Origin of the sequence: Streptomyces sp. NPDC017676, assembly GCF_044329325.1 — a bacterium.
Lineage (GTDB): Bacteria > Actinomycetota > Actinomycetes > Streptomycetales > Streptomycetaceae > Streptomyces.
Window position 1 is genome coordinate 486,376 of the sequence record NZ_JBIRJA010000001.1, and the last position, 22,721, is coordinate 509,096.

Annotated in this window: 17 protein-coding genes; 16 read left to right on the top strand and 1 reads right to left on the bottom strand. The window is 72.1% G+C overall.

What is annotated here, in order from left to right:
- The first annotated feature begins 123 nt into the window (after positions 1-123).
- The 10 genes from ACH4LD_RS02160 to ACH4LD_RS02205 all read left to right on the top strand — a co-directional run bounded on the left by ACH4LD_RS02160 (position 124) and on the right by ACH4LD_RS02205 (position 12,786).
- A complete protein-coding gene (locus ACH4LD_RS02160; protein ID WP_103810397.1) occupies positions 124-1,638 on the top strand; it encodes a folylpolyglutamate synthase/dihydrofolate synthase family protein in 1,515 nt (504 codons plus the stop codon).
- 9 nt (positions 1,639-1,647) lie between these two features.
- The gene (locus ACH4LD_RS02165; RefSeq protein WP_132786271.1) at positions 1,648-2,010 is read left to right on the top strand and encodes a DUF4233 domain-containing protein; all 363 of its coding nucleotides are present in this window, start codon (positions 1,648-1,650) and stop codon (positions 2,008-2,010) included.
- Between the two features lie 65 nt (positions 2,011-2,075).
- The gene (ndk, locus tag ACH4LD_RS02170) at positions 2,076-2,489 is read left to right on the top strand and encodes a nucleoside-diphosphate kinase (protein WP_132786272.1); all 414 of its coding nucleotides are present in this window, start codon (positions 2,076-2,078) and stop codon (positions 2,487-2,489) included.
- Between the two features lie 261 nt (positions 2,490-2,750).
- The gene (locus ACH4LD_RS02175) at positions 2,751-3,770 is read left to right on the top strand and encodes a rod shape-determining protein (protein WP_014672705.1); all 1,020 of its coding nucleotides are present in this window, start codon (positions 2,751-2,753) and stop codon (positions 3,768-3,770) included.
- Between the two features lie 165 nt (positions 3,771-3,935).
- Positions 3,936-4,874 carry a rod shape-determining protein MreC gene (gene mreC, locus ACH4LD_RS02180; RefSeq protein WP_132786273.1) on the top strand — a complete coding sequence of 313 codons (939 nt, stop codon included), beginning with the start codon at positions 3,936-3,938 and terminating at the stop codon, positions 4,872-4,874.
- 13 nt (positions 4,875-4,887) lie between these two features.
- Positions 4,888-5,565 carry a rod shape-determining protein MreD gene (mreD, locus tag ACH4LD_RS02185; protein WP_132786274.1) on the top strand — a complete coding sequence of 226 codons (678 nt, stop codon included), beginning with the start codon at positions 4,888-4,890 and terminating at the stop codon, positions 5,563-5,565.
- 191 nt (positions 5,566-5,756) lie between these two features.
- Positions 5,757-8,009, top strand: coding sequence for a penicillin-binding protein 2 (gene mrdA, locus ACH4LD_RS02190; protein ID WP_398053291.1), 2,253 nt, complete (start codon positions 5,757-5,759; stop codon positions 8,007-8,009).
- Complete coding sequence (gene rodA / locus ACH4LD_RS02195) at positions 8,006-9,202, top strand: rod shape-determining protein RodA (RefSeq protein ID WP_132786276.1); 1,197 nt, start codon at positions 8,006-8,008, stop codon at positions 9,200-9,202. Before mrdA ends, rodA begins: the two co-directional genes overlap by 4 nt.
- 49 nt (positions 9,203-9,251) lie before the next feature.
- Positions 9,252-10,754: a CHAD domain-containing protein gene (locus ACH4LD_RS02200; protein ID WP_398053292.1), complete on the top strand. Its 1,503-nt coding sequence runs from the start codon at positions 9,252-9,254 to the stop codon at positions 10,752-10,754.
- 70 nt (positions 10,755-10,824) lie between these two features.
- Positions 10,825-12,786, top strand: coding sequence for a TIGR03960 family B12-binding radical SAM protein (locus ACH4LD_RS02205; protein ID WP_398053293.1), 1,962 nt, complete (start codon positions 10,825-10,827; stop codon positions 12,784-12,786).
- A 193-nt stretch (positions 12,787-12,979) separates the two neighbouring features.
- Here ACH4LD_RS02205 and ACH4LD_RS02210 read toward each other — a convergent pair whose 3' ends face one another.
- Positions 12,980-13,222, bottom strand: coding sequence for a hypothetical protein (locus ACH4LD_RS02210; RefSeq protein WP_132786279.1), 243 nt, complete (start codon positions 13,220-13,222; stop codon positions 12,980-12,982).
- Between the two features lie 440 nt (positions 13,223-13,662).
- Here ACH4LD_RS02210 and ACH4LD_RS02215 point away from each other — a divergent pair, with 440 nt between their 5' ends.
- The 6 genes from ACH4LD_RS02215 (at position 13,663) to ACH4LD_RS02240 (ending at position 22,541) form a co-directional block, all read left to right on the top strand.
- On the top strand, positions 13,663-13,818 hold the full coding sequence (locus ACH4LD_RS02215) for a hypothetical protein (RefSeq protein WP_398053294.1): 156 nt from the start codon (positions 13,663-13,665) through the stop codon (positions 13,816-13,818).
- A 37-nt stretch (positions 13,819-13,855) separates the two neighbouring features.
- Positions 13,856-14,968, top strand: coding sequence for a hypothetical protein (locus tag ACH4LD_RS02220; RefSeq protein WP_398053295.1), 1,113 nt, complete (start codon positions 13,856-13,858; stop codon positions 14,966-14,968).
- 46 nt (positions 14,969-15,014) lie between these two features.
- On the top strand, positions 15,015-15,785 hold the full coding sequence (locus tag ACH4LD_RS02225) for a TIGR03936 family radical SAM-associated protein (RefSeq protein WP_103810408.1): 771 nt from the start codon (positions 15,015-15,017) through the stop codon (positions 15,783-15,785).
- Positions 15,786-16,046: 261 nt separating this feature from the next.
- On the top strand, positions 16,047-20,591 hold the full coding sequence (locus ACH4LD_RS02230) for an Rne/Rng family ribonuclease (protein ID WP_398053296.1): 4,545 nt from the start codon (positions 16,047-16,049) through the stop codon (positions 20,589-20,591).
- Positions 20,592-20,739: 148 nt separating this feature from the next.
- Positions 20,740-21,492 carry a sugar phosphate nucleotidyltransferase gene (locus ACH4LD_RS02235; RefSeq protein WP_398053297.1) on the top strand — a complete coding sequence of 251 codons (753 nt, stop codon included), beginning with the start codon at positions 20,740-20,742 and terminating at the stop codon, positions 21,490-21,492.
- Complete coding sequence (locus tag ACH4LD_RS02240) at positions 21,480-22,541, top strand: iron-containing alcohol dehydrogenase family protein (protein WP_165951520.1); 1,062 nt, start codon at positions 21,480-21,482, stop codon at positions 22,539-22,541. Before ACH4LD_RS02235 ends, ACH4LD_RS02240 begins: the two co-directional genes overlap by 13 nt.
- Positions 22,542-22,721: the final 180 nt, after the last annotated feature.

The window sequence follows — 22,721 nt, forward strand, 5'->3', positions numbered from 1 at the left end:
CCGTGCCCCTTCAGGGGCGCGGGGAACTGCGCGACCAGCCCATGGCGGCCCGCACCCGCCCGGCAAGACAAGCCACCCCATACCGGCGCCGCGCCGCAGCCACCCGCTCCGTAGACTGGCCCCGTGAGCGAAGCGCCCGGCACCAGCGACACCCCCGACCCCCTCGACTCCTTCGACGAGATCATCGAAGCCGAGACCACCCGCGACCCCGACCTCGCGGTCATCGAGGCCGGCAGCCGCACCCTGCGCACCCAGGGCGGCCCTCCGCAGGCGGACGTGCCCGCCCGTCCCGAGGACCCCGAGGTCGACAGGGCCCTGCGTGAGGTCGAGGCGGAGCTCGCCACCCGCTGGGGCGAGACGAAGCTGGAGCCCTCGGTCAGCCGCATCGCCGCGCTGATGGACGTGCTGGGCGAGCCCCAGCGGTCGTACCCCTCGATCCACATCACGGGCACCAACGGCAAGACCTCCACCGCCCGCATGATCGAGGCCCTGCTCGGCGCCTTCGAGCTGCGCACCGGCCGCTACACCAGCCCGCACGTGCAGTCGATCACCGAGCGGATCAGCCTGGACGGCGCCCCGATCACCGCCGAGCGGTTCATCGAGACGTACCAGGACATCAAGCCGTACGTCGAGATGGTGGACGGGCAGCAGGAGTACCGGCTGTCCTTCTTCGAGGTGCTCACCGGCATGGCGTACGCGGCCTTCGCGGACGCCCCCGTGGACGTCGCCGTCGTCGAGGTCGGCATGGGCGGCTCCTGGGACGCCACCAACGTGATCGACGGCGACGTCGCCGTCGTCACCCCCATCGACCTCGACCACACCGACCGGCTCGGCGAGACGCACGCGCAGATCGCCGGCGAGAAGAGCGGCATCATCAAGCAGGACGCGACCGTCATCCTGGCCCAGCAGCCGGTGGACGCGGCGCAGGTGCTGCTGAAGAAGGCCGTGGAGGTCGACGCCACCGTGGCCCGCGAGGGGCTGGAGTTCGGGGTCGTCGACCGGCAGGTCGCCGTCGGCGGGCAGCTCCTCACGCTGCGCGGCCTCGGCGGCGAGTACCACGAGGTGTACCTGCCGCTGCACGGCGCCCACCAGGCGCACAACGCGGCCGTCGCGCTCGCCGCCGTGGAGGCGTTCTTCGGCGTCGGCGCGCAGCGCGCCGAGCCGCTGGACATCGACACCGTGCGCAAGGCGTTCGCGGCCGTGTCGTCCCCGGGCCGGCTGGAGGTCGTACGGCGCTCTCCCACCGTCGTGCTGGACGCCGCGCACAACCCGGCGGGTGCCGAGGCCACCGCCGAGGCCGTGCGGGAGGCGTTCGACTTCACCCGGCTGATCGGGGTCGTCGGCGCGAGCGGCGACAAGAACGTGCGCGGGCTGCTGGAGGCCTTCGAGCCGATCTTCGCGGAGGTCGTCGTCACGCAGAACTCCAGCCACCGCGCCATGGACGCGGACGAGCTGGCCGCGATCGCCGTCGAGGTGTTCGGCGACGAGCGCGTGCAGGTCGAGCCGCGGCTGCCGGACGCCCTGGAGGCCGCGATCACGCTGGCCGAGGAGGAGGGCGAGTTCGCGGGCGGCGGTGTGCTGGTGACCGGTTCCGTCATCACGGTCGGCGAGGCCCGGCTGCTGCTGGGGAAGGGCTGAGAGTCGAAGATGCGTACGCTCTGTGCATCGACCCTGATCGGCGAGTTCTTCGTCATCGGCTTCGCCGGGCTCGTCGCCATGAAGGACCCGGACCTGTCCACGTCGACGGTGTGGACGGTCAGCGGCATCGCCATGCTGCTGTGCGTGCTGCTGTGCGGCATGGTGACCCGGCCCGGCGGGGTCGCCCTCGGCTGGGCCCTGCAGCTCGCCCTGATCGCCTCCGGTGTCTTCGTCCCGACCATGTACTTCCTGGGCGCGGTGTTCGCGGCGCTGTGGTGGGCGTCGGTGCACTTCGGGAGAAAGGTGGACGAGGCGAAGGCCCGCTTCGCGGCCCAGGACCCGTCCTCCTCCTCCACGGCTGACGCTGCGTAACAAAGGCCCCGACACGCCCTGTAACCTCGTCCCACCGCACCCGCAAGTCGTGTAAGGAGCCTCCCGTGAGCCAGCGCACCCTCGTCCTCCTCAAGCCCGACGCCGTTCGTCGAGGCCTGACCGGCGAGATCATCAGCCGCATCGAACGCAAGGCCGGCTGGCGGATCGCGGCGCTGGAACTGCGCACCCTGGACCGTGCCACACTGGAGCAGCACTACGCCGAGCACGTCGGCAAGCCGTTCTACGAGCCGCTGGTGGAGTTCATGTCCTCCGGTCCGGTCGTCGCGCTGATCGTGGAGGGCGAGCGGGTCATCGAGGGCGTGCGCCAGCTCGCCGGCCCGACCGACCCGATCGCCGCCGCGCCCGGTTCGATCCGCGGTGACTACGGCGTGATCGTCCGCGAGAACCTGATCCACGCCTCCGACTCCGAGGAGTCCGCCGAGCGCGAGGTGAAGATCTTCTTCCCGGGCCGCGCGTAACGCCCGTCCGCCGCGGAGGGGGTCCGGGACCACGCCCGGACCTTTCCGGCACAGTCCTGGCATTTGAGGGAACGAGCGCCCCCGAACGCCCGTCTCCACAAGCGGGGCGGCACGCCATCTGGTGACAATGGCGGAGACCCTCGCGCAGTGTTCGTGCAGGCGCGTTTACGATGGAAGCCTTCACGTCACAGCACCCGCCTCGCCGACCTGACATGCCCTCAAGGGCTCAGGACGGCCAGATGAATCCGGATGGGGAACTCAATGTCGTTCATCGGCCGTGACATGGCTGTCGACCTCGGGACCGCCAACACGCTGGTGTACGTCAGGGGTCGCGGGATCGTACTGAACGAGCCGTCCGTCGTGGCGATCAACACCAACACGGGTGGGATCCTCGCGGTCGGTGCCGAAGCGAAGAAGATGATCGGCCGGACTCCGGGCAACATCGTGGCGGTCCGTCCGCTGAAGGACGGCGTGATCGCCGACTTCGAGATCACCGAGCGGATGCTCCGCTACTTCATCCTGAAGATCCACAAGCGGCGGTATCTGGCCCGGCCGCGGGTCGTCGTCTGTGTGCCCTCGGGCATCACGGGCGTCGAGCGCCGGGCGGTCATCGAGGCGTCCTCCCAGGCCGGCGCCCGCCAGGTGCACATCATCGAGGAGCCCATGGCCGCCGCCATCGGCTCCGGCCTGCCGGTCCACGAGGCCACGGGCAACATGGTGGTGGACATCGGCGGCGGCACCACGGAGGTCGCGGTCATCTCGCTCGGCGGGATCGTCACCGCACAGTCCATCCGCGTCGCCGGCGACGAACTGGACAACGCGATCATCCAGTACATCAAGAAGGAGTACAGCCTCCTCCTGGGTGAGCGCACGGCGGAACAGATCAAGATCACGATCGGTTCGGCGTACGACCTGGACACCGACGAGCACACCGAAGTGCGCGGCCGGGACCTGGTGTCCGGGCTGCCGAAGACCGTCGTCATCTCGGCGGCCGAGGTCCGCAAGGCGATCGAGGAGCCGGTCAACGCGATCGTGGACGCGGTGAAGACCACCCTCGACAAGTGCCCGCCGGAGCTGTCCGGCGACATCATGGACCGAGGAATCGTTCTGACCGGCGGCGGAGCCCTGCTGCGCGGGCTCGACGAGCGGCTGCGGCGGGAGACCGGCATGCCGATCCACATCGCCGAGGACCCGCTGGACAGCGTCGCGCTCGGCTCCGGCAAGTGCGTCGAGGAGTTCGAGGCGCTGCAGCAGGTCCTGGACGCCCAGCCGCGCAGATGACGCGACGTGTCGATTCCGCCGTACGAGACGTTCTCCTCTCGTGCGGCGGATCGTTGATATAGAGGCATAAGCTCCCACGAATGGGCCTCTTGGGCCGCGTCACAGCACGCGCGTTCTCCAGGGGTCCGACGAATTCCTACTTGAGGAAGGGCACGGCCGCCGCACGTGAGGGACACGAAAGAGAGCCGGTTGCTCCTGGTCCTGTTGGTCGCCATCGCGTTCGCGCTGATCACGGTGGACATCCGCGGAGGCCGGAACTCACCGGTCGACGGTGCCCGGCACGCCGCCGCGGCCGTGTTCGGCCCCGTCGAGAACGGGCTGTCCTCCGCGGTGGACCCGGTCGGCAACGCCGTCTCCGCGATCCGCGACTCCGGCAGCCGGCACGACCGGCTCGCCGCGCTGGAGAAGGAGAACGCGGCCCTCAAGGCCAAGCTCGGCAGCGACGACCGCAACCGCAGCCGTCTGGCGCAGCTCGACAAGCTGCTCAAGGTGGCCGGCGAGGGGCAGTACGGCATCAAGGGCGCCCAGGTCATCGCCATAGGCTCGGCCCAGGGCTTCTCCTGGACCATCACCATCGACGCCGGCGCGAACGACGGCATCAAGCGGGACATGACCGTCCTGAACGGCGACGGCCTGGTCGGCCGGGTCACCACCGTCGGCCCCAGCACCTCCACCGTGCTGCTCGCCAACGACCCCGACTTCACCGTCGGCACCCGCATGGAAGCGGGCGACGAACTCGGCTTCGCCTCCGGGCAGGGCGACCGCCCGCTGCGCGTCGAACTGCTCAACGGCAAGGCGGAGGTGAAGAAGGGCGACCGGCTCGTCACGTTCGGCTCGCAGGCCGACAAGCCGTTCGTGCCCGGTGTCCCGGTCGGCGTGGTCTCCCGCGTCGACCCCTCCGGCGGCGGCCTGACCCGCACGCTGTACGTCACCCCGTACGTCAGTTTCACCAAGCTCGACATCGTCGGCGTGGTCGTCGCGCCACCGAAGCAGGACCCGCGGGACACCGTGCTCCCGGCCAAGCCGAAGCCGGTCCCGACGCCGACGGTGACCGTGACGGTCACCCCGTCGGCCGACGCCCCCGCCACCGACGAGCAGCAGTAGGAGCTGTATCCCCATGCGTGTCAACCGGATCCTGCTCTCGACCCCGCTGGTCGTCGTGGCCCTGGTGATCCAGGTGAGCGTCCTCGCCCGGCTGCACCTGCCGGGCGCCGTACCCGACCTGCTGCTGCTCACCGTCCTCGGCCTGGCGATGGTCTACGGCCACGTGGGCGGCGCCCTCGTCGGTTTCGGCGCCGGTCTCCTCGCCGACCTGGCCCCGCCGGCCGACCACGCCGCCGGCCGGTACGCGCTCGTGCTGTGCGTCATCGGCTACTTCGCCGGGCTCGTCAAGCCGGAGAACGGCCGGCTGAAGTCGGCGACCGGTCCGATGGCCGTCGTGGTCGCCGCCGCCATCGGCTCCACCCTGCTCTACGCCGGAGTGGGCGCCCTGGTCGGCGACACCGCCGCCCGCCATGTCGGGCTGCCCGGGCTGCTGTTCTCGGCCGCCCTGTACGACCTGCTGCTCGCCCCGTTCGTCGTGCCCGGCGTGATGTGGCTGGCCCGCCGCGCCGACAACGACCCGCTCACCGAGACCGGGCCCGCGGCCAAGGCCGGGGACATCTCCTCGGGCTGGCTCTCCTCCGGCACGGGCCTGCGCATCGGCAGCCAGCGCGGCGGCCTGGGCGCCCTGAAGGCCAAGGCGCGCACGCGTTCCGCCCGGGTCGGCCGCATCAAGGGGGTCAAGCGACTGTGAGGGGCGGGGAGTTCCACACCGGTGCGTCGGCCTCCGGCGCGTCGACGTCCGGTACGTCGGCCTCCGGCGCGTCGGCCTCCGGTGAGTTCACTCGAACGGGTCAGCGTTCCTGGAACGCGGGTTCACAGGCTGGTCGTTCATCCTTCGTAAGCGTTCCCGCACAGATGCACTGAGAGGGGGAGACAACCGCAGTGACCAACATCCCCGAGACCGGTCGGACCCCACGGGTCCAGGTCCGGCTCGTCGTCATCCAGATCCTCGTTCTCTCCCTCCTCGGCACGCTCGGCGGCCGGTTGTGGTACCTCCAGATCCGGGAGGGCGCCGAGTACCAGAAGGAGGCGTCCGGCAACCACGTCCAGCAGGTCGTCGACCCGGCCGTGCGCGGCGACATCCTGGACGCCCGGGGCGTCCCCCTCGCGGACAACGAGACCCGCCTGGTGGTCTCCGCCTCCCGCACCGACCTGCTGAAGCAGAAGGACGACGGCAGGGCCGTCCTCACCAAACTGGCCGGCGTCCTCGGCATGCGCCCCGAGGAGGTCATGCAGAAGGTCCGGCTGTGCGACGCCAAGACCCCCCAGCCCTGCTGGAACGGCTCGCCCTACCAGCCGATCCCGATCACCGACGAGGCCACCGCCAAGCAGGCCCTGCAGATCCGCGAGCGCTCCGAGGACTTCCCCGGCATCACCGCCGAGCCCGAGGCCGTCCGCCGCTACCCGGGCCCGGGCAAGTCCAACACCGCGCAGGTGCTCGGCTATCTCTCGCCCGTCACCGACGACGAGATCCAGCAGGCCAAGGACACCGACTCGCCCTACCTGCGCTCCGACATGGTGGGCCGCTCCGGCCTGGAGCGGACGTACGACAAGGTGCTGCGCGGCAAGGCCGGCGTCACCCGCTACGAGGTCGACAACCTCGGCCGGGTCATCGGCAAGGCCAAGTCGGACGCGGCGGAGCCCGGTTCGAACCTGGTCACCAGCATCGACTCCCGCGTCCAGCGGGTCGCCGAGTACGAGCTGGACAAGGCGATGAAGGCAGCCCGCCAGCAGTTCGACAAGATCACCGGCACCAACTACAAGGCGGACTCCGGTGCCGTCGTGGTGATGGAGGCCAAGACCGGCCGCATCGTCGCCATGGCCTCGGCGCCGACGTACGACCCCAACGTCTGGGTCGGCGGCATCTCCGCCAAGGACTACAAGGCCCTCACCGGCAAGGACTCGGACTACCCCCTGCTCAACCGGGCCATACAGGGTCAGGCCGCCCCCGGCTCGACGTTCAAGGTGGTCTCCACGGCCGCCGCGGTCGAGGCCGGATACGACTTCAACGGCCGCTACCCCTGCACCAGCTCCTACTCGGTCGGCGGCCAGGTCTTCAAGAACTTCGAGGGCGAGAACTTCGGTCCGATCCCGCTGGGCCGCGCCCTGGAGGTCTCCTGCGACACCGTCTTCTACTACCTGGCCGACAAGGAGTGGAAGAAGGACGGCGGCATCAACCCCAAGAAGGGCCAGCCGAAGGACTACTTCTACAAGGCCGCCCACCAGTTCGGCCTCGGCAAGGAGACCGGCATCGACCTGCCCAACGAGGTGACCGGCCGCGTCCCCGACCGCCAGTGGAAGCAGGCGTACTGGAAGGCGAACAAGGACGCCTGGTGCAAGACCGGCAAGAAGGACGGCTCCTACGTCGAGAAGATCGCCTACGAGAACTGCCTCGAAGGCAACAAGATGCGCGAGGGCGATTCGATCAACTACTCCATCGGCCAGGGTGACACCCTCGTCACCCCGATCCAGGAGGCCGTGATCTACGGCGCCGTCGCCAACGGCGGCACGATGTACCAGCCGACCATCGGCAAGGCGGTCATCAGCGCCGACGGCAAGACCGTGCGGGAGATCAAGCCGACGAAGCGCGGCAAGCTGCCCGTCAGCCAGGCCACCCTCCGGGGCATGGACGACGCCTTCGCGGGCGTCATCACCCGCGGTACGGCCGCCTGGAAGTTCGGTGGCTGGCCGCAGGACAAGATCCCGCTGCACGCCAAGACCGGTACCGCCGAGGTCTACGGCAAGCAGACCACGTCCTGGCTGGCCACCTACTCCAAGGACTACACGGTGATCATGACGATCGCCCAGGCCGGTACGGGTTCCGGCGCCTCCGGTGAGGCCGTGCGCAACATCTACAGCGCGCTCTACGGCGTCCAGGGCGACGGCTCCATCGACAGCAAGAAGGCGCTGCTGCCCGAGCCGCAGAAGGGCCTGCCGAAGGTCCGCACGGACGGCACCATCGCCGCCCCGAAGGTCACCGGCGACCCGGCGAAGGACGCCGAGGCCGCCCAGAAGAACAACCCGACCAACGGCGACGACCAGCAGCCCGCGGGTACCACGCCCTCGCCCGGTACGGGCAACCGTGACACCCGCAGACGGTCCCGCAGGAGGGGAAGCCGGAGGATGCCCTCATGACCGGCGCGAACAGCTTCTCCGTCTCCGGGTACGGCCCCGAGCGGGCCGGCTGGACCAGGATCTTCGCCCGCGACTCGCTCACCCGCAGGCTGGACTGGCCGATACTGCTCGCGGCCACCGCCCTGTCCCTGCTGGGCTCCCTGCTGGTGTACTCCGCGACCCGCAACCGCACCGAGCTCAACCAGGGCGACCCGTACTTCTTCCTGCTCCGGCACCTGATGAACCTCGGCATCGGGATCGCCCTGATGATCGGCACCGTCTGGCTCGGCCACCGCGCCCTGCGCAACGCCGTGCCGATCCTCTACGGCCTGTCGGTGCTCCTCGCCCTGGTTGTCCTCACCCCGCTCGGCGCCACGATCAACGGCCAGCGCAACTGGCTGGTGATCGGCGGCTTCTCGCTCCAGCCCGCCGAGTTCCTCAAGGTCTCGATCATCCTGGGCATGGCCATGCTCCTGGCCGCGCGGGTGGACGCGGGCGACAAGCCGTACCCCGACCACCGGACCGTGTTCCAGTCCCTGTGCCTGGCCGCCGTCCCGATCATGATCCTGCTGCTCATGCCCGACCTCGGCTCGGTGCTGGCCATGGTGGCGATCATCCTCGGCGTGCTGCTCGCCTCCGGCGCCTCCAACCGCTGGGTCTTCGGTCTGCTCACCGCCGGTGTCATCGGCTGCATCGCGATCTGGCAACTGCACATCCTGGACGAGTACCAGATCAACCGGTTCGCGGCCTTCGCCAACCCGGACCTGGACCCGGCCGGTGTCGGCTACAACACCAACCAGGCCCGCATCGCCATCGGGTCCGGCGGACTCACCGGGGCCGGGCTGTTCCACGGCTCGCAGACCACCGGCCAGTTCGTGCCCGAGCAGCAGACCGACTTCGTGTTCACGGTCGCGGGGGAGGAGCTGGGCTTCGTCGGCGCCGGCTTCATCATCTTCCTGCTCGGCGTCCTCCTGTGGCGCGCCTGCCGGATAGCGCGTGACTCCACCGAGCTGTACGGGACGATCGTCGCCGCCGGGATCGTGGCCTGGTTCGCCTTCCAGTCCTTCGAGAACATCGGCATGACCCTCGGCATCATGCCGGTCACCGGTCTGCCCCTGCCGTTCGTGTCGTACGGCGGCTCCTCCATGTTCGCGGTGTGGGTCGCGGTGGGACTGCTGCAGTCGATCAAGGTGCAACGGCCCATGTCGGCATAGGCCCCGGCGCCCTCTGCCGTACCGGCGCCCCGCACACTAGATTCGGTGCATGGCGGATGCGAAACGCGAGATCGAGCGCAAGTACGAGTCCGAGGACAGCGGGCTGCCGGACCTGACCGGCGTCGGCGCGGTGGCGGCCGTCCTGGACAAGGGCCTGATGCAACTCGACGCGACGTACTACGACACCATCGACGAACGTCTGGCCGCCGCCGCCCTCACCCTGCGCCGCCGCACCGGCGGCGCGGACGCCGGCTGGCACCTGAAGTTCCCGGTCGCCCCCGGAGTCCGCGACGAGATCCAGGCCCCGCTCTCCGACACCGTCCCCGAGGAGATCGCGGCCCTCGTCCGCTCCCGCGTCCGGGACGCCGAGCTCGTCCCGCTGGTCCGGCTGCGCTCCGCCCGGGACGTCCGGCACCTGGTCGACGCCGAGGGCGTGCTGCTGGCCGAGGCCAGCGTCGACGCCGTGACCGCCGAGCGGCTGAGCGGCAGGGGCGGGGTCGCCCAGTGGACCGAGATCGAGGTGGAACTGGCCGACGGCGGCGACCCGGCTCTCCTCGACCGGTTGGAGAAGCGGCTGCGCAAGGCGGGCGTACGGCCGTCCCGGTCGCCGTCGAAGCTGGCGCGTGCCCTGGAACAGACGGCCGGCGGCCGGCGCCGGAAGAAGGCCGGGCCCCCGCCGCCGGTGACCGCCGGTGACCACGTCCTCGCCTACCTCCGCGCCCAGCGGGACGCGCTGGTCGAGCTGGACCCCGCCGTCCGCCGCGACCTGCCCGACGCCGTGCACCGGATGCGGGTCGCGACCCGGCGCGCCCGCAGCGCCCTGCGCACCTTCGGCGCCCTCCTGGACCGCACCGTCACCGACCCTGTCAGCGCAGAGCTGAAGTGGCTCGCCGGCGAACTGGGCGTCGACCGCGACCAGGAGGTGCTGGCCGACCGCCTGACCACCGCCCTCGACGCGCTCCCGGCCACCCTGATCACCGGCCCCGTCCCCGAGCGGCTGACCGCCTGGTCCCGGGCCCGGCACGGCGGCGCCCACGCCCACCTCAGCGGCGTGCTGGACTCCCGCCGCCATCTGGCCCTGCTGGACGCCCTGGACGCCCTGCTCACGGACCCGCCGCTGCGCAAGGCGGCCGGCCGGAAGCCGGGGAAGGCCCTCGCCAAGGCCGTGGGCAAGAACGAGAAGAAGCTGACCGAGGCCGTGGAGCACGCGCTGGCCCTGCCGCCGGGACAGGACCGCGACCTCGCCCTGCACGAGGCCCGCAAGAAGGCCAAGCGCACCCGCTACGCCGCCGAGGCCGCCACCGAGGCGCTCGGCGCCCCCGCCCGCACCCTGACCAAGGCCATGAAGTCCCTGACCACCCTCCTGGGCGACCACCAGGACAGCGTCATGGCCCGCCGCACCCTGCGCGAGCTCGCGGCGGTGGCGCACGCGGCGGGGGAGAGCGCGTTCACCTACGGGGTGCTGTACGGCAGGGAGGAGGCACGGGCGGCGGCGACCGAGGCGGAGCTGCCCGGACGCTGGAAGGAGATCAGGTCCGGGGCGGTTCGCTGAGCGTTCGGGGCAGGCCGCCGGGCGGGTTAGGCTTGATGGTCCCCCCTGTCAGCTCATGAAGGTTCGCGAGATGCCTGTCGAGTCGGTTTTCCCGCAGCTCGAAGCTCTGCTCCCGCACGTGCAGAAGCCGATCCAGTACGTCGGCGGAGAGCTCAATTCCACGGTCAAGCCGTGGGACGAGTGCGACGTCCGCTGGGCGCTCATGTACCCGGACGCCTACGAGGTCGGTCTGCCCAACCAGGGCGTAATGATCCTCTACGAGGTCCTCAACGAGCAGGAGGGGGTCCTCGCCGAGCGCACCTACAGCGTCTGGCCGGACCTGGAGGAGCTGATGCGGGAGCACGGCGTCCCGCAGTTCACGGTGGACAGCCACCGCCCGGTGAAGGCCTTCGACGTGTTCGGCCTCAGCTTCTCCACGGAGCTGGGCTACACGAACATGCTCGCCGCGCTGGACCTGGCCGGCATCCCGCTGGAGTCCAGGGACCGCACGATCGACGACCCGATCGTCCTGGCCGGCGGCCACGCCGCCTTCAACCCGGAGCCGATCGCCGACTTCATCGACGCGGCGGTCATCGGCGACGGCGAGCAGGCCGTGCTGGACATGACCCGGATCATCCGCGAGTGGAAGGCCGAGGGCCGCCCCGGTGGCCGCGAGGAGGTCCTCTTCCGTCTCGCGAAGACCGGCGGGGTCTACGTACCGGCGTTCTACGACGTCGAGTACCTCCCCGACGGCCGTATCGCCCGCGTGGTCCCGAACAAGTCGGGCGTCCCGTGGCGCGTGTCCAAGCACACGGTGATGGACCTGGACGAGTGGCCGTACCCCAAGCAGCCGCTGGTCCCCCTGGCCGAGACGGTCCACGAGCGGATGTCGGTCGAGATCTTCCGCGGCTGCACCCGCGGCTGCCGCTTCTGCCAGGCGGGCATGATCACCCGTCCGGTGCGCGAGCGCTCCATCACGGGCATCGGCGAGATGGTCGACAAGGGCCTCAAGGCGACCGGCTTCGAGGAGGTCGGCCTGCTGTCGCTGTCGTCGGCCGACCACTCGGAGATCGGCGACATCGCCAAGGGCCTCGCCGACCGCTACGAGGACGACAAGATCGGCCTGTCCCTCCCCTCCACCCGCGTCGACGCCTTCAACATCGACCTGGCGAACGAGCTGACCCGCAACGGCCGCCGCTCGGGTCTGACCTTCGCCCCCGAGGGCGGCTCGGAGCGCATCCGCAAGGTCATCAACAAGATGGTCTCGGAGGAGGACCTGATCCGTACGGTCGCCACGGCCTACGGCAACGGCTGGCGCCAGGTGAAGCTGTACTTCATGTGCGGCCTGCCGACGGAGACCGACGACGACGTCCTCCAGATCGCCGACATGGCGACCCGCGTCATCCAGAAGGGCCGCGAGGTCTCGGGCTCGAACGACATCCGCTGCACGGTCTCGATCGGCGGTTTCGTCCCGAAGCCCCACACCCCCTTCCAGTGGGCCCCGCAGCTCTCCGCCGAGGAGACGGACGAGCGCCTCGCGAAGCTCCGCGACAAGATCCGCGCCGACAAGAAGTACGGCCGCTCCATCGGCTTCCGCTACCACGACGGCAAGCCCGGCATCGTGGAGGGGCTGCTCTCCCGCGGCGACCGCCGCATCGGCGCGGTCATCCGCGCGGTGTACGACGACGGCGGCCGCTTCGACGGCTGGCGCGAGCACTTCTCCTACGACCGCTGGATGCGGTGCGCCGACAAGGCTCTCGCCCCCTACGGCGTGGACGTCGACTGGTACACCACCCGCGAGCGCACCTACGAGGAGGTCCTGCCCTGGGACCACCTCGACTCCGGCCTGGACAAGGACTGGCTCTGGGAGGACTGGCAGGACGCCCTCGACGAGACGGAGGTCGAGGACTGCCGCTGGACCCCGTGCTTCGACTGCGGCGTCTGCCCGCAGATGGACACCCACATCCAGATCGGGCCGACCGGCAAGAAGCTGCTCCCCCTGACGGTGAAGAACGCGGGTCCGGCGCCGGCCGCGAGCGGTCACGCGCACTGACGCGAGCGGGGTCGAGCCGCTCCGCGTGGCGCGCCAAGTGGCCCCGGGACACGGGGCGCAGGCCGGCGGACGTGGTCGACAGGGCGGTCGGGAAAGGGGAGTTCGCCCCTGTTCCCGGCCGCCCTGTGTCGGATGGTGGACCTTGCATGTGCGGTTGTGTGATTGACGGGCGGGAACTACTCCCGCCCGTCGGTCAGTTGCAGAAGTTGAGGATGGGGAGGAGGCCGTTGCCGCACTGGAACTCGTCGCCGTCCCCACCGCCGCCGTGGCCGCCGTAGGCCGGGGTGGCGGGGGCGGCGTGCGCGGCGGGTGTCGCGGCGACGGCGGACGTGGCGGTCGCCACTCCCGCCGCACAGGCGATGCCCACGGCGGCACTCACCACGAAGAGTCGCGAGATACGGGAAACGGCCTTCTTGGAGCGAGGTGTTGTGTTCATGGACTCACCATGCACACCCCCGCGACCGGTTGCTCGCCGAGCGCATCCGAGCGGGTGAGCGCCCCTGTCGGGGGCGGACCGGGATGCGATTTCCCGGGACAGGCCGACCTCGGCTGACCGCTCTTCAGAGGTGCGCGGCGTTTTCAACGAGCCTGCTGCCGGGCCGAGTTGTCCGGGCGTCGGGCCGCAGCGCGGCCAGGGCGGTGTTCAGCCGATCGAGGACTCGCTGTTTCGCATCGCACCGAACGGGACGTTCCGGACGCTCTCCGCCGTCCGGACCGCATGCTCGCGCCAGGGGCCTTCCGCCGGGATGCGCACGGCGGGCGCAGGGCGGCCTCCCGGCGGCACGATAGGCAGTACGCCGGGGAACGGACACCCCGGCAATTCTGGGACTCGCCCGTCTTCCGGCACGTCAACCGGGTGCTGACGGCCCTGTGGGGGTGGCCTTCGCCCTGATGGCGGTCTCCACCTGGCCGGCCGTCCGCTACCCGGCCCAGGACGACTGGTTCAACTGGGTCGTTCCCATCGCCCTGCTGGTCGTGCCCGTGAAGTTCACACGACGCTGTCCGGAGTCGTACAAGGCACGCGTGATCTGACCGGATCCGAACGGGCGGTCCGCGCGTCCACCCCTGTATGGACCTCCAGAAGCCGCCGCCCGCCTCCCACCAGCCCGGAGGATGCCTCGTCGTCGCCGTCCGCCTCCCGGTGCGGATCGTCGCCTTGGTGCTGGTCGTGCCGGTGCGGATGGTGTGGGACGCGCTCGTCGTCACGGGGCGGTTTCTGCGCGACACCGTGTTCAGGCCGCTCGGGCGGGCCCTGCTGTGGGCCGGCCGGGCCCTGTTCGTGTGGCCCTTCGTGGGCCTGTGGCGGTACGTCCTGGTGCCCGCCGGCAAGGCGCTCGCCTGGCTCGGCACCGTACTCCTGGTGCTGCCGGCCGTGTGGTCGTACCGCTGCCTCCTCACGCCCGTCGGCCATGCCCTCGCCTGGCTGGCGCGCGGGGCCGCGGCCGGGCTCGCGTGGGTGTACGCGCGCCTGCTCACCCCGGCCGGACACGCGCTGGCCTGGCTGCTGAAGGGAATCGGCGCGGTACTGGCCGCCCTCGGCGCCGGGGCGTACACGGCCGTCGCCTGGTTGCTGCGGTACCTGCTCGTCGTACCCGCGCGGTGGCTGTACACCTGGGTCCTCGCACCCGTCGGCCGGGCCGTCGCCTGGTGCGCACGGGGAGCGGGGTGGCTGCTGGGGCTGGTCGTCACCGGGGCCGGCCTGGCTCTGTACTGGACCTGCCGCGTCCTGCTCGTGCTGCCCGCGCTCGCGCTGTGGCGCTGGGTGCTCGCGCCCGCCGGCCGGTTCCTCGCGGTCGTCGCGCGTGAGGCGGGGGAGGCCCTCGGACACGCCTGGCGGGTCGCCGGACGGATCTCCCTGGCCGTCGGGCGCGCACTGGGGACCCTCTTCCGGTGGATCTTCGTGGACCCGGTGCGCTGGGTGTACCGGACCGTCCTCACCCCGGTCGGACATGTCGTGCGGGACGCCGTCCTGCGGCCCCTCGCGGAGGGCCTGCGCGTGGTGGGCCGGGTCTCGCGGGAGGCGCTGGCCACGGCCCGGGACACCGTGCGGCAGGCCCGCGCGGACGTCCGCCGGATGCTGTTCGGGGAGCCCCGGCAGCCGGCGGCGGTGGACCGGCGGGAACCCACCGCCCGCGACACACGTACTCTTGGTAGGAGTACGACCGCTCTCACGAAGGACTAGGACACTGGGCAAGCGACAGCCCGAAGGCCCGCCGCCCGCACCCGCGGTGCAGCGCATCCGACTGCGCTACACCAAGCGCGGCCGCCTGAGGTTCACCAGCCACCGAGACTTCCAGCGCGCCTTCGAGCGTGCGCTGCGCCGCGCCGAGGTGCCCATGGCCTACTCGGCCGGGTTCACGCCGCACCCGAAGGTGTCGTACGCCAATGCCGCACCCACCGGCACGGGCAGTGAGGCGGAGTACCTGGAGATCGCGCTCACCGAGGCGCGCGATCCCGAGACCCTGCGCGTCCTCCTCGACGAGTCGCTGCCCGCCGGGCTCGACGTCGTCGAGGCGGTCGAGGCGCGGACCTCGGGTCTCGCCGACCGGCTGACGGCCTCCGTGTGGGAGCTGCGGCTGGACGGCGTCGACCCGGCCGACGCCGAGCGCGCGGTCGAGGCCTTCACCAAGGCCGACGCCGTCGAGGTGCAGCGGCTGACCAAGAACGGCGTCCGCACCTTCGACGCCCGCCCGGCCGTGGTGAGCCTGGAGACGCACGGTGCGCCGGCTGATAGGCCGACCGACCAGCCCTGTGCGATACTGCGGCTGGTTGTTCGGCACGTGACGCCTGCCGTACGACCCGACGACGTCCTGTCCGGTCTCCGCGCCGTGGCCGACCTGGCGCCGCCGGTCCCCGCAGCGGTGACCAGGCTGGCGCAGGGGCTGTTCGATGAAGAGACCGGCACGGTGACCGACCCGCTCGCGCCCGACCGCGAGGCTGCCGGGGCCCTGACGGCCCAGCCGGCCGCCGCCGCGACGGCGCCGGAAGGTCCCGCGTAGGGACGGACGTCGTAGCGCCGCCCTCGTACTCGGGAGCCACCTGGGTCGGGCAGCGCACCGACCAGAAGACTTTCGCCAGGCCGTACCGACAAGGCGTACGGAACCGGCGAGACAGGACACAGAGTGCTCCCGTGCGGCGCCCGCGCCCCGGACGGCGGCCACCGCGCATCGCGCGGGCCGCGGACGTCAACGGCGGACGGTCCCTGAGACCGGTGCCGGACCAGGTGCGGCGCCCGGGAGCCTGACGGGAGAAACGCCCGCATGCTCGAACCGACCGAACCCACTGAGGGTTCCGAACTGAACACTCCGAGCGACACCCTGCCGCCGCGCAGGCGTCGTCGTGCCGCCTCGCGCCCGGCGGGCCCGCCCGCCGCGGTGGCGGAGGCGCCCGCGGAGGTCACCGTGCCGGCCGTACCGGCCGCGGAGGCCGACGAGGTCACCGAGGTGACCGAGGACGTCAGCGAGGCCACCGGGACCGGCGAGATCGCCGAGGCCGCGGAGACCGGAGCGGCTGCCGCCGCCGAGGTCGCGCCCGCCGAGGAGGCCGCTCCGGCGCGTCCGCGTCGTCGTGTGGCCCGCCGGGCGTCCGCGCCCGCCGGTTCGCCGACGTCGGCCGAGGCCGCCGAGACCGTCGTACCGGCCGAGCCGGAGAAGACCGCCGAGGTCCCCGAGGCCGGCGAGGTCGTCGTCGGGGAGGAGGCCGCCCCGCGCCGCACCCGGCGCCGTGCCACGCGCAGCGTGTCGACGCCGGCCGCCGATGCCACCGTGGCTGCCGAGGCTCCGGTGACGGAGGCCGCCGCCGAGGAAGCCCCCGCCGAGGAGGCCGCTCCCGCGCGTCCGCGTCGTCGTGTGGCCCGCCGGGCGTCCGCGCCCGCCGGTTCGCCGTCGTCCGCCGAGGCCGTCGAGACCGTGGTCCCGGCCGCCGCCGCGTCCGACACGGCGGCGGCCGCCGAGGAAGCCGCCGCCGAGGCCCCCGCCCCCGCCGAGGAGGCCGCTCCCGCGCGTCCGCGTCGCCGGGCCACCCGCCGGGCGTCCGCGCCCGCCGGTGCCCCGAAGGGCGCCGAGGAGACCGCTGCCCCCGCCCCGGTGGCGCAGCCCGAGGCCGTGGCGCAGGTGGAGGCCGCTCCGGCCGCTGAGGCCGCTGAGGCCGCCGAGGAGGCTCCGGAGGCCGCCGTGGCCGAGGAGGCCGCTCCGCGCCGTACGCGTCGTCGTGCCACACGCCGGGTGACCGCGCCCGACACCACGCCGGACACCGGGGAAACCGCGGAGGCCGCTCCGGCCGCCGAGACCGCCCAGGCCGCTGAGGCTGCCGAGGAGGCTCCGGAGGCCGCCGTGGCCGAGGAGGCCGCTCCGCGCCGTACGCGTCGTCGTGCCACCCGCCGGGTGACCGCGCCCGACACCGCCCCCGCCACCGAGGACGCCGCAGAGGCCGAGGCCGCGGTGGCCACCCACACCCCGGAGGTCCCCGCGACCACGCACACCACCGAGCCGGCCGCGGCCACCCAGCCCGCCCAGGCTCCGCAGGTTCCCGCACCGGCCGCCGAGGCCGAGGCCGGGGGCCCGCGCCGGGCCCGGCGGCGGGTCGTCCGCGCCGCGTCCGGGTTCTCCGCTCCCCGGGCCACCGAGTCGGACGAGGCCGAGGCCCCGCGTCGGCCCGCCCGCCCCGCCGTCGCCGTCTTCCAGGCGCCGGTGTTCACCGAGCCCAAGTTCCAGACGCCGGAGCGGGCCGCCGCCGAGGCGGCTGCCGAGGCCGCCGAGGTCGACGAGACCGCCGAGGCTGTCGAGACCGAGGAGCACGCGGAGGAGCGCGCCGAGACCGGTGGCCGCCGCCGTCGGCGTCGCCGTGGTGCCGCCGAGGAGAGCAGGCCGGCCGAGGCCGCCGTCGAGGACGAGGAGCCGGAGGAGGCCGAGGAGGCCCCGGAGGCCGCCGAGGACCTCGCCGAGGGCGATGAGGGCGACGAGTCCGAGGGCGCCGAGGGCTTCGAGGAGTCCGGCTCGCGCCGTCGCCGCCGCCGCGGCGGACGCCGTCGCCGGCGCGGTGACGCGGCCGACGGCGAGTCCGGCGAGGGCCTGGACGGCGACGCCGAGGAGCTGGCCGCCGAGCAGGCCGCGCAGGACGCCGAGGACACCGCCGAGCAGGAGGAAGAGGACGCCGAGGAGGCGCGTGGCGAGGAGTCCGGTGGCTCCAGCTCCAGCAGCCGCCGGCGCCGTCGCCGCCGCCGCCGGGCCGGTGACACCTCCGTGGACGCCGAGCCGTCCGAGGACGACCCGGAGCGCACGGTCGTCAAGGTCCGCGAGCCGCGCAAGCCCAGTGAGCCGTCCGACGAGGTGCAGTCCATCAAGGGCTCGACCCGTCTGGAGGCCAAGAAGCAGCGCCGCCGGGAAGGCCGTGAGCAGGGGCGCCGACGCGTTCCGATCATCACCGAGGCCGAGTTCCTGGCCCGCCGGGAGGCCGTCGAGCGCGTGATGGTCGTCCGTCAGCACGGCGACCGTACGCAGATCGGCGTCCTGGAGGACGGCGTGCTCGTCGAGCACTACGTCAACAAGGAGCAGTCGACCTCGTACGTCGGCAACGTCTACCTGGGCAAGGTCCAGAACGTGCTGCCGTCGATGGAGGCCGCCTTCATCGACATCGGCAAGGGCCGCAACGCGGTCCTGTACGCCGGTGAGGTCAACTTCGAGGCGCTCGGCATGGCGGGCGGCCCGCGCCGGATCGAGTCCGCGCTCAAGTCCGGCCAGTCCGTCCTGGTGCAGGTCACGAAGGACCCGATCGGGCACAAGGGCGCGCGGCTCACCAGCCAGGTCTCCCTGCCCGGGCGCTACCTCGTGTACGTCCCCGAGGGCTCGATGACCGGTATCAGCCGCAAGCTGCCCGACACCGAGCGGGCCCGGCTGAAGACCATCCTCAAGAAGATCGTCCCCGAGGACGCGGGTGTCATCGTGCGCACCGCCGCCGAGGGCGCGAGCGAGGACGAGCTGGGCCGGGACGTCGAGCGGCTCCAGGCGCAGTGGGAGGACATCCAGAAGAAGGCCAAGAACGGCGGCAACGCCCCGACGCTGCTGTACGGCGAGCCGGACATGACCGTCCGGGTCGTGCGCGACATCTTCAACGAGGACTTCTCCAAGGTCATCGTCAGCGGTGACGAGGCCTGGCAGACGATCCACGGGTACGTCTCGCACGTCGCCCCGGACCTGGCCGGCCGTCTGTCGAAGTGGACCTCCGAGGTCGACGTCTTCGCCACCTACCGGATCGACGAGCAGCTCGCCAAGGCGCTGGACCGCAAGGTCTGGCTGCCCAGCGGCGGTTCGCTGGTGATCGACCGGACCGAGGCGATGGTCGTCATCGACGTCAACACCGGCAAGTTCACCGGTCAGGGCGGCAACCTGGAGGAGACGGTCACCAGGAACAACCTGGAGGCGGCCGAGGAGATCGTGCGCCAGCTGCGGCTGCGCGACCTCGGCGGCATCATCGTGATCGACTTCATCGACATGGTCCTGGAGTCGAACCGGGACCTGGTGCTGCGCCGCCTGCTGGAGTGCCTGGGCCGCGACCGTACGAAGCACCAGGTCGCGGAGGTGACCTCGCTGGGCCTCGTCCAGATGACCCGCAAGCGGGTCGGCCAGGGCCTGCTGGAGTCGTTCTCCGAGACCTGTGTCCACTGCAACGGGCGCGGTGTCATCGTCCACCTGGACCAGGCGACCGCGAACGGTGGCGGCGGCAAGCGCAAGAAGCGCGGCCGGGGCGCCGAGGCGCCGGAGCCCGTGCACGAGCATGTGCACGAGACCGCCGCCGTGGCCGTGGAGACCGGCGAGGCCGTCGAGCCCGAGGTGGAGACCGCCGTGGAGGTGGCCGCCGAGGTCGCCGAGCCGGTGGCGCTGCCGGCGCCCGAGTTCGCGCCGGACGAGGAGCTGTACAGCAGCGTCGCCGAGGCGGAGGCGGCGGCCGGCCGTGGCCGTACGCGGCGCCGGGCGAGCCGCCGGGTGTCGGCTCCGGCGGGTGCGCCGAGGGCGGAGAAGGCGTCCAGGGCCGAGCGCGCGCCCCAGGCCGGCAAGGCCGCCGCGGAGGCCGAGGTTCCGACCGCCCAGGAGGTCACCGCCGAGCAGGCGGCGGCGCGCCCGGTGCAGCCGGAGCCGGCCGCCGAGGCGCTGGCCGAGCCGACAGCCGTCGAGGACCAGGTGGTCCCGGCGCCGCAGGCGGAGACCCCAACCGCCGAGGAGGCCGCGCCCAAGGGCCGTACGCGTCGTCGGGCGACCCGGAAGGTGTCGGCCCTGGCCGGCTCGCCCGAGGGCGCCGAGGCGGCCGTCGTGACGGTGCCCGAGACGGCACCCGCGGCCGAGGCACCGGCGGAGCAGCCCGCTCCGGTCGCCGGGACCACGGCTGAGGCCCCGGCCGAGCAGCCGGCGGAGGCCGTGAGCGCCGCCGCCCCGGCCCGCCCGCGCCGCCGTGCGGTGCGCAAGGCCACCGCGCCGACCGCGCCCGAGGAGGCGGCCGTCGTGGTCGTCCCGTCGGCCACGGCGGAGGAGGCCCCGGCGCCGGAAGCCCCGGCCGCCGAGGCTCCGGTGACCGAGGAGACGGCCGCGGCGCAGCCGGCTGCCGAGGAGGCCGCGCCGGCCAAGAAGACCGCCCGCAAGACGGCGGCCAAGAAGGCCACGGCGAAGAAGACGGCCGCCAAGAAGACCGCGGCCAAGAAGACGGCCGCCAAGAAGACGACGGCCAAGAAGGCGGCGAAGACCGCCAAGACGGCCGCCGCGAAGTCGACGGCGAAGAAGACCACCACGGTCTCCACCGCCGCGGACGAGGACTGAGTCCCTCGTCCCACCGGGTGTGGTCCTGTCCCTTCGGGCAGGGCCACACCCCTTGTCGGGGCCTTGGAGCGAGTTCTCCTCGGGGCGCCGGAGCCGAGTCAAGACGTACAGTGCCTCGGCACAGCTGAAACAAAGGAGAGAAACCGCGATGATAGGCCTCGTTCTGGCGGCCGGCGCCGGGCGCCGTCTGCGCCCCTACACCGACACCCTGCCCAAGGCTCTGGTGCCGGTGGGTCCCGAGGGCGCGGAGGAGTCGCTGACGGTCCTGGACCTGACCCTGGGGAACTTCGCCGAGGTGGGGCTCACCGAGGTCGGGATCATCGTCGGCTACCGCAAGGAGGCCGTGTACGAGCGCAAGGCGGCCCTGGAGCAGAAGTACGGCCTGAAGCTCACCCTGATCGACAACGACAAGGCCGAGGAGTGGAACAACGCCTACTCCCTGTGGTGCGGCCGTGACGCCCTGAAGGACGGCGTGATCCTCGCCAACGGCGACACCGTGCACCCGGTCTCCGTCGAGAAGACCCTCCTCGCCGCGCGCGGCGACGGCAAGAAGATCATCCTCGCCCTGGACACGGTGAAGAGCCTGGCCGACGAGGAGATGAAGGTCGTCGTGGACCCCGAGAAGGGCGTGCGGCGGATCACCAAGCTGATGGACCCGGCCGAGGCCACCGGCGAGTACATCGGCGTCACCCTGATCGAGGGCGACGCGGCCGAGGAGCTGGCCGACGCGCTGCGGGCGACGTTCGAGCGTGACCCGCAGCTGTACTACGAGGACGGCTACCAGGAGCTGGTCGACCGCGGCTTCAAGGTCGACGTGGCGCCGATCGGCGACGTGAGCTGGGTCGAGATCGACAACCACGACGACCTCGCCCGCGGACGGGTGATCGCGTGCCAGTACTGACCCGGCTCATCCCCTCGCCGGTCGTGGTGGACATCCGCGCGGGTGCCCTCGACGACCTGGCGAGTGTCCTGGCCGATCAGCGGATCTCGCACTCCGGGCGGCTCGCCGTCGCCGTCAGCGGCGGCTCCGGGGCCCGGCTGCGCGAACGCCTCGCGCCCTCGCTGCCCGGGGCGGTCTGGTACGAGGTGGGCGGCGGCACCCTGGACGACGCGGTCCGGCTGGCCGACGAGATGAAGTCGGGTCACTACGACGCGGTGGTCGGTCTCGGCGGCGGCAAGGTCATCGACTGCGCGAAGTACACCGCGGCGCGCGTCGGTCTGCCCATGGTCGCCGTCGCCACCAACCTCTCCCACGACGGGATCTGCTCGCCCGTCTCCATCCTGGACAACGACGCCGGCCGTGGCTCCTACGGCGTGCCGACCCCCATCGCCCTCCTCATCGACCTGGACGTCATCCGCGAGGCGCCGATGCGGTTCGTGCGGTCCGGCATCGGTGACGCCCTGTCCAACATCTCCGCGGTCGCGGACTGGGAACTGGCCAACCGCGTCAACGGGGAGCAGATCGACGGCCTGGCCGCCGCCATGGCACGCCAGGCGGGTGAGGCCGTGCTGCGGCACCCGGGCGGATGCGGCGAGGACGAGTTCCTGACCGTGCTGTCCGAGGGGCTGGTGCTGTCGGGCATCGCCATGTCGATCGCCGGGCACACCCGCCCGTCCTCCGGCGCCTGCCACGAGATCAGCCACGCGCTCGACCTGCTCTACCCCAAGCGGGCGGCGAGCCATGGCGAGCAGGTGGGACTGGGCGCCGCCTTCGCCATGCACCTGCGGGGCGACACCGAGCGCGCCCTGCTGATGGCCGAGTCGCTCCGGCGGCACGGGCTGCCGGTGGTGGCGGAGGAGATCGGGTTCCGTGACGACGAGTTCGTGCGCGCCGTGGAGTTCGCGCCGCAGACCCGGCCCGGCCGCTACACGATCCTGGAGCACCTGGAGCTGTCCCCGGAGGGCATCGGGAAGGCGTACGCCGCCTACGTGGCCGCGGTCGCCGGCTGAGCCGGGGCCCGGTTTGACCCCTACGGTCCGGGCCCGTAACCTTGACCGTCGGCGTGTCCACTGAACACGCCACATCCCCGTAAACCTCTTCCTCCCGGGCACACGGTTGGCCGGGAGAGGTCGTCCGTGGTTTTCCCGGGCGACTGGCCTGCGGGGGTGCCGTTTCTTCGAGCGAAAGTG

Excerpts from the sequence above, each read along its gene's own strand:
- ACH4LD_RS02165 (WP_132786271.1), top strand. The coding sequence starts at position 1,648 with ATGCGTACGCTCTGTGCATCGACCCTGATCGGCGAGTTCTTCGTCATC.
- ACH4LD_RS02175 (WP_014672705.1), top strand. The coding sequence starts at position 2,751 with ATGTCGTTCATCGGCCGTGACATGGCTGTCGACCTCGGGACCGCCAAC.
- mreD (WP_132786274.1), top strand. The coding sequence starts at position 4,888 with ATGCGTGTCAACCGGATCCTGCTCTCGACCCCGCTGGTCGTCGTGGCC.
- rodA (WP_132786276.1), top strand. The coding sequence starts at position 8,006 with ATGACCGGCGCGAACAGCTTCTCCGTCTCCGGGTACGGCCCCGAGCGG.
- ACH4LD_RS02200 (WP_398053292.1), top strand. The coding sequence starts at position 9,252 with ATGGCGGATGCGAAACGCGAGATCGAGCGCAAGTACGAGTCCGAGGAC.
- ACH4LD_RS02205 (WP_398053293.1), top strand. The coding sequence starts at position 10,825 with ATGCCTGTCGAGTCGGTTTTCCCGCAGCTCGAAGCTCTGCTCCCGCAC.
- ACH4LD_RS02210 (WP_132786279.1), bottom strand. The coding sequence starts at position 13,222 with ATGAACACAACACCTCGCTCCAAGAAGGCCGTTTCCCGTATCTCGCGA.
- ACH4LD_RS02220 (WP_398053295.1), top strand. The coding sequence starts at position 13,856 with ATGGACCTCCAGAAGCCGCCGCCCGCCTCCCACCAGCCCGGAGGATGC.
- ACH4LD_RS02230 (WP_398053296.1), top strand. The coding sequence starts at position 16,047 with ATGCTCGAACCGACCGAACCCACTGAGGGTTCCGAACTGAACACTCCG.
- ACH4LD_RS02235 (WP_398053297.1), top strand. The coding sequence starts at position 20,740 with ATGATAGGCCTCGTTCTGGCGGCCGGCGCCGGGCGCCGTCTGCGCCCC.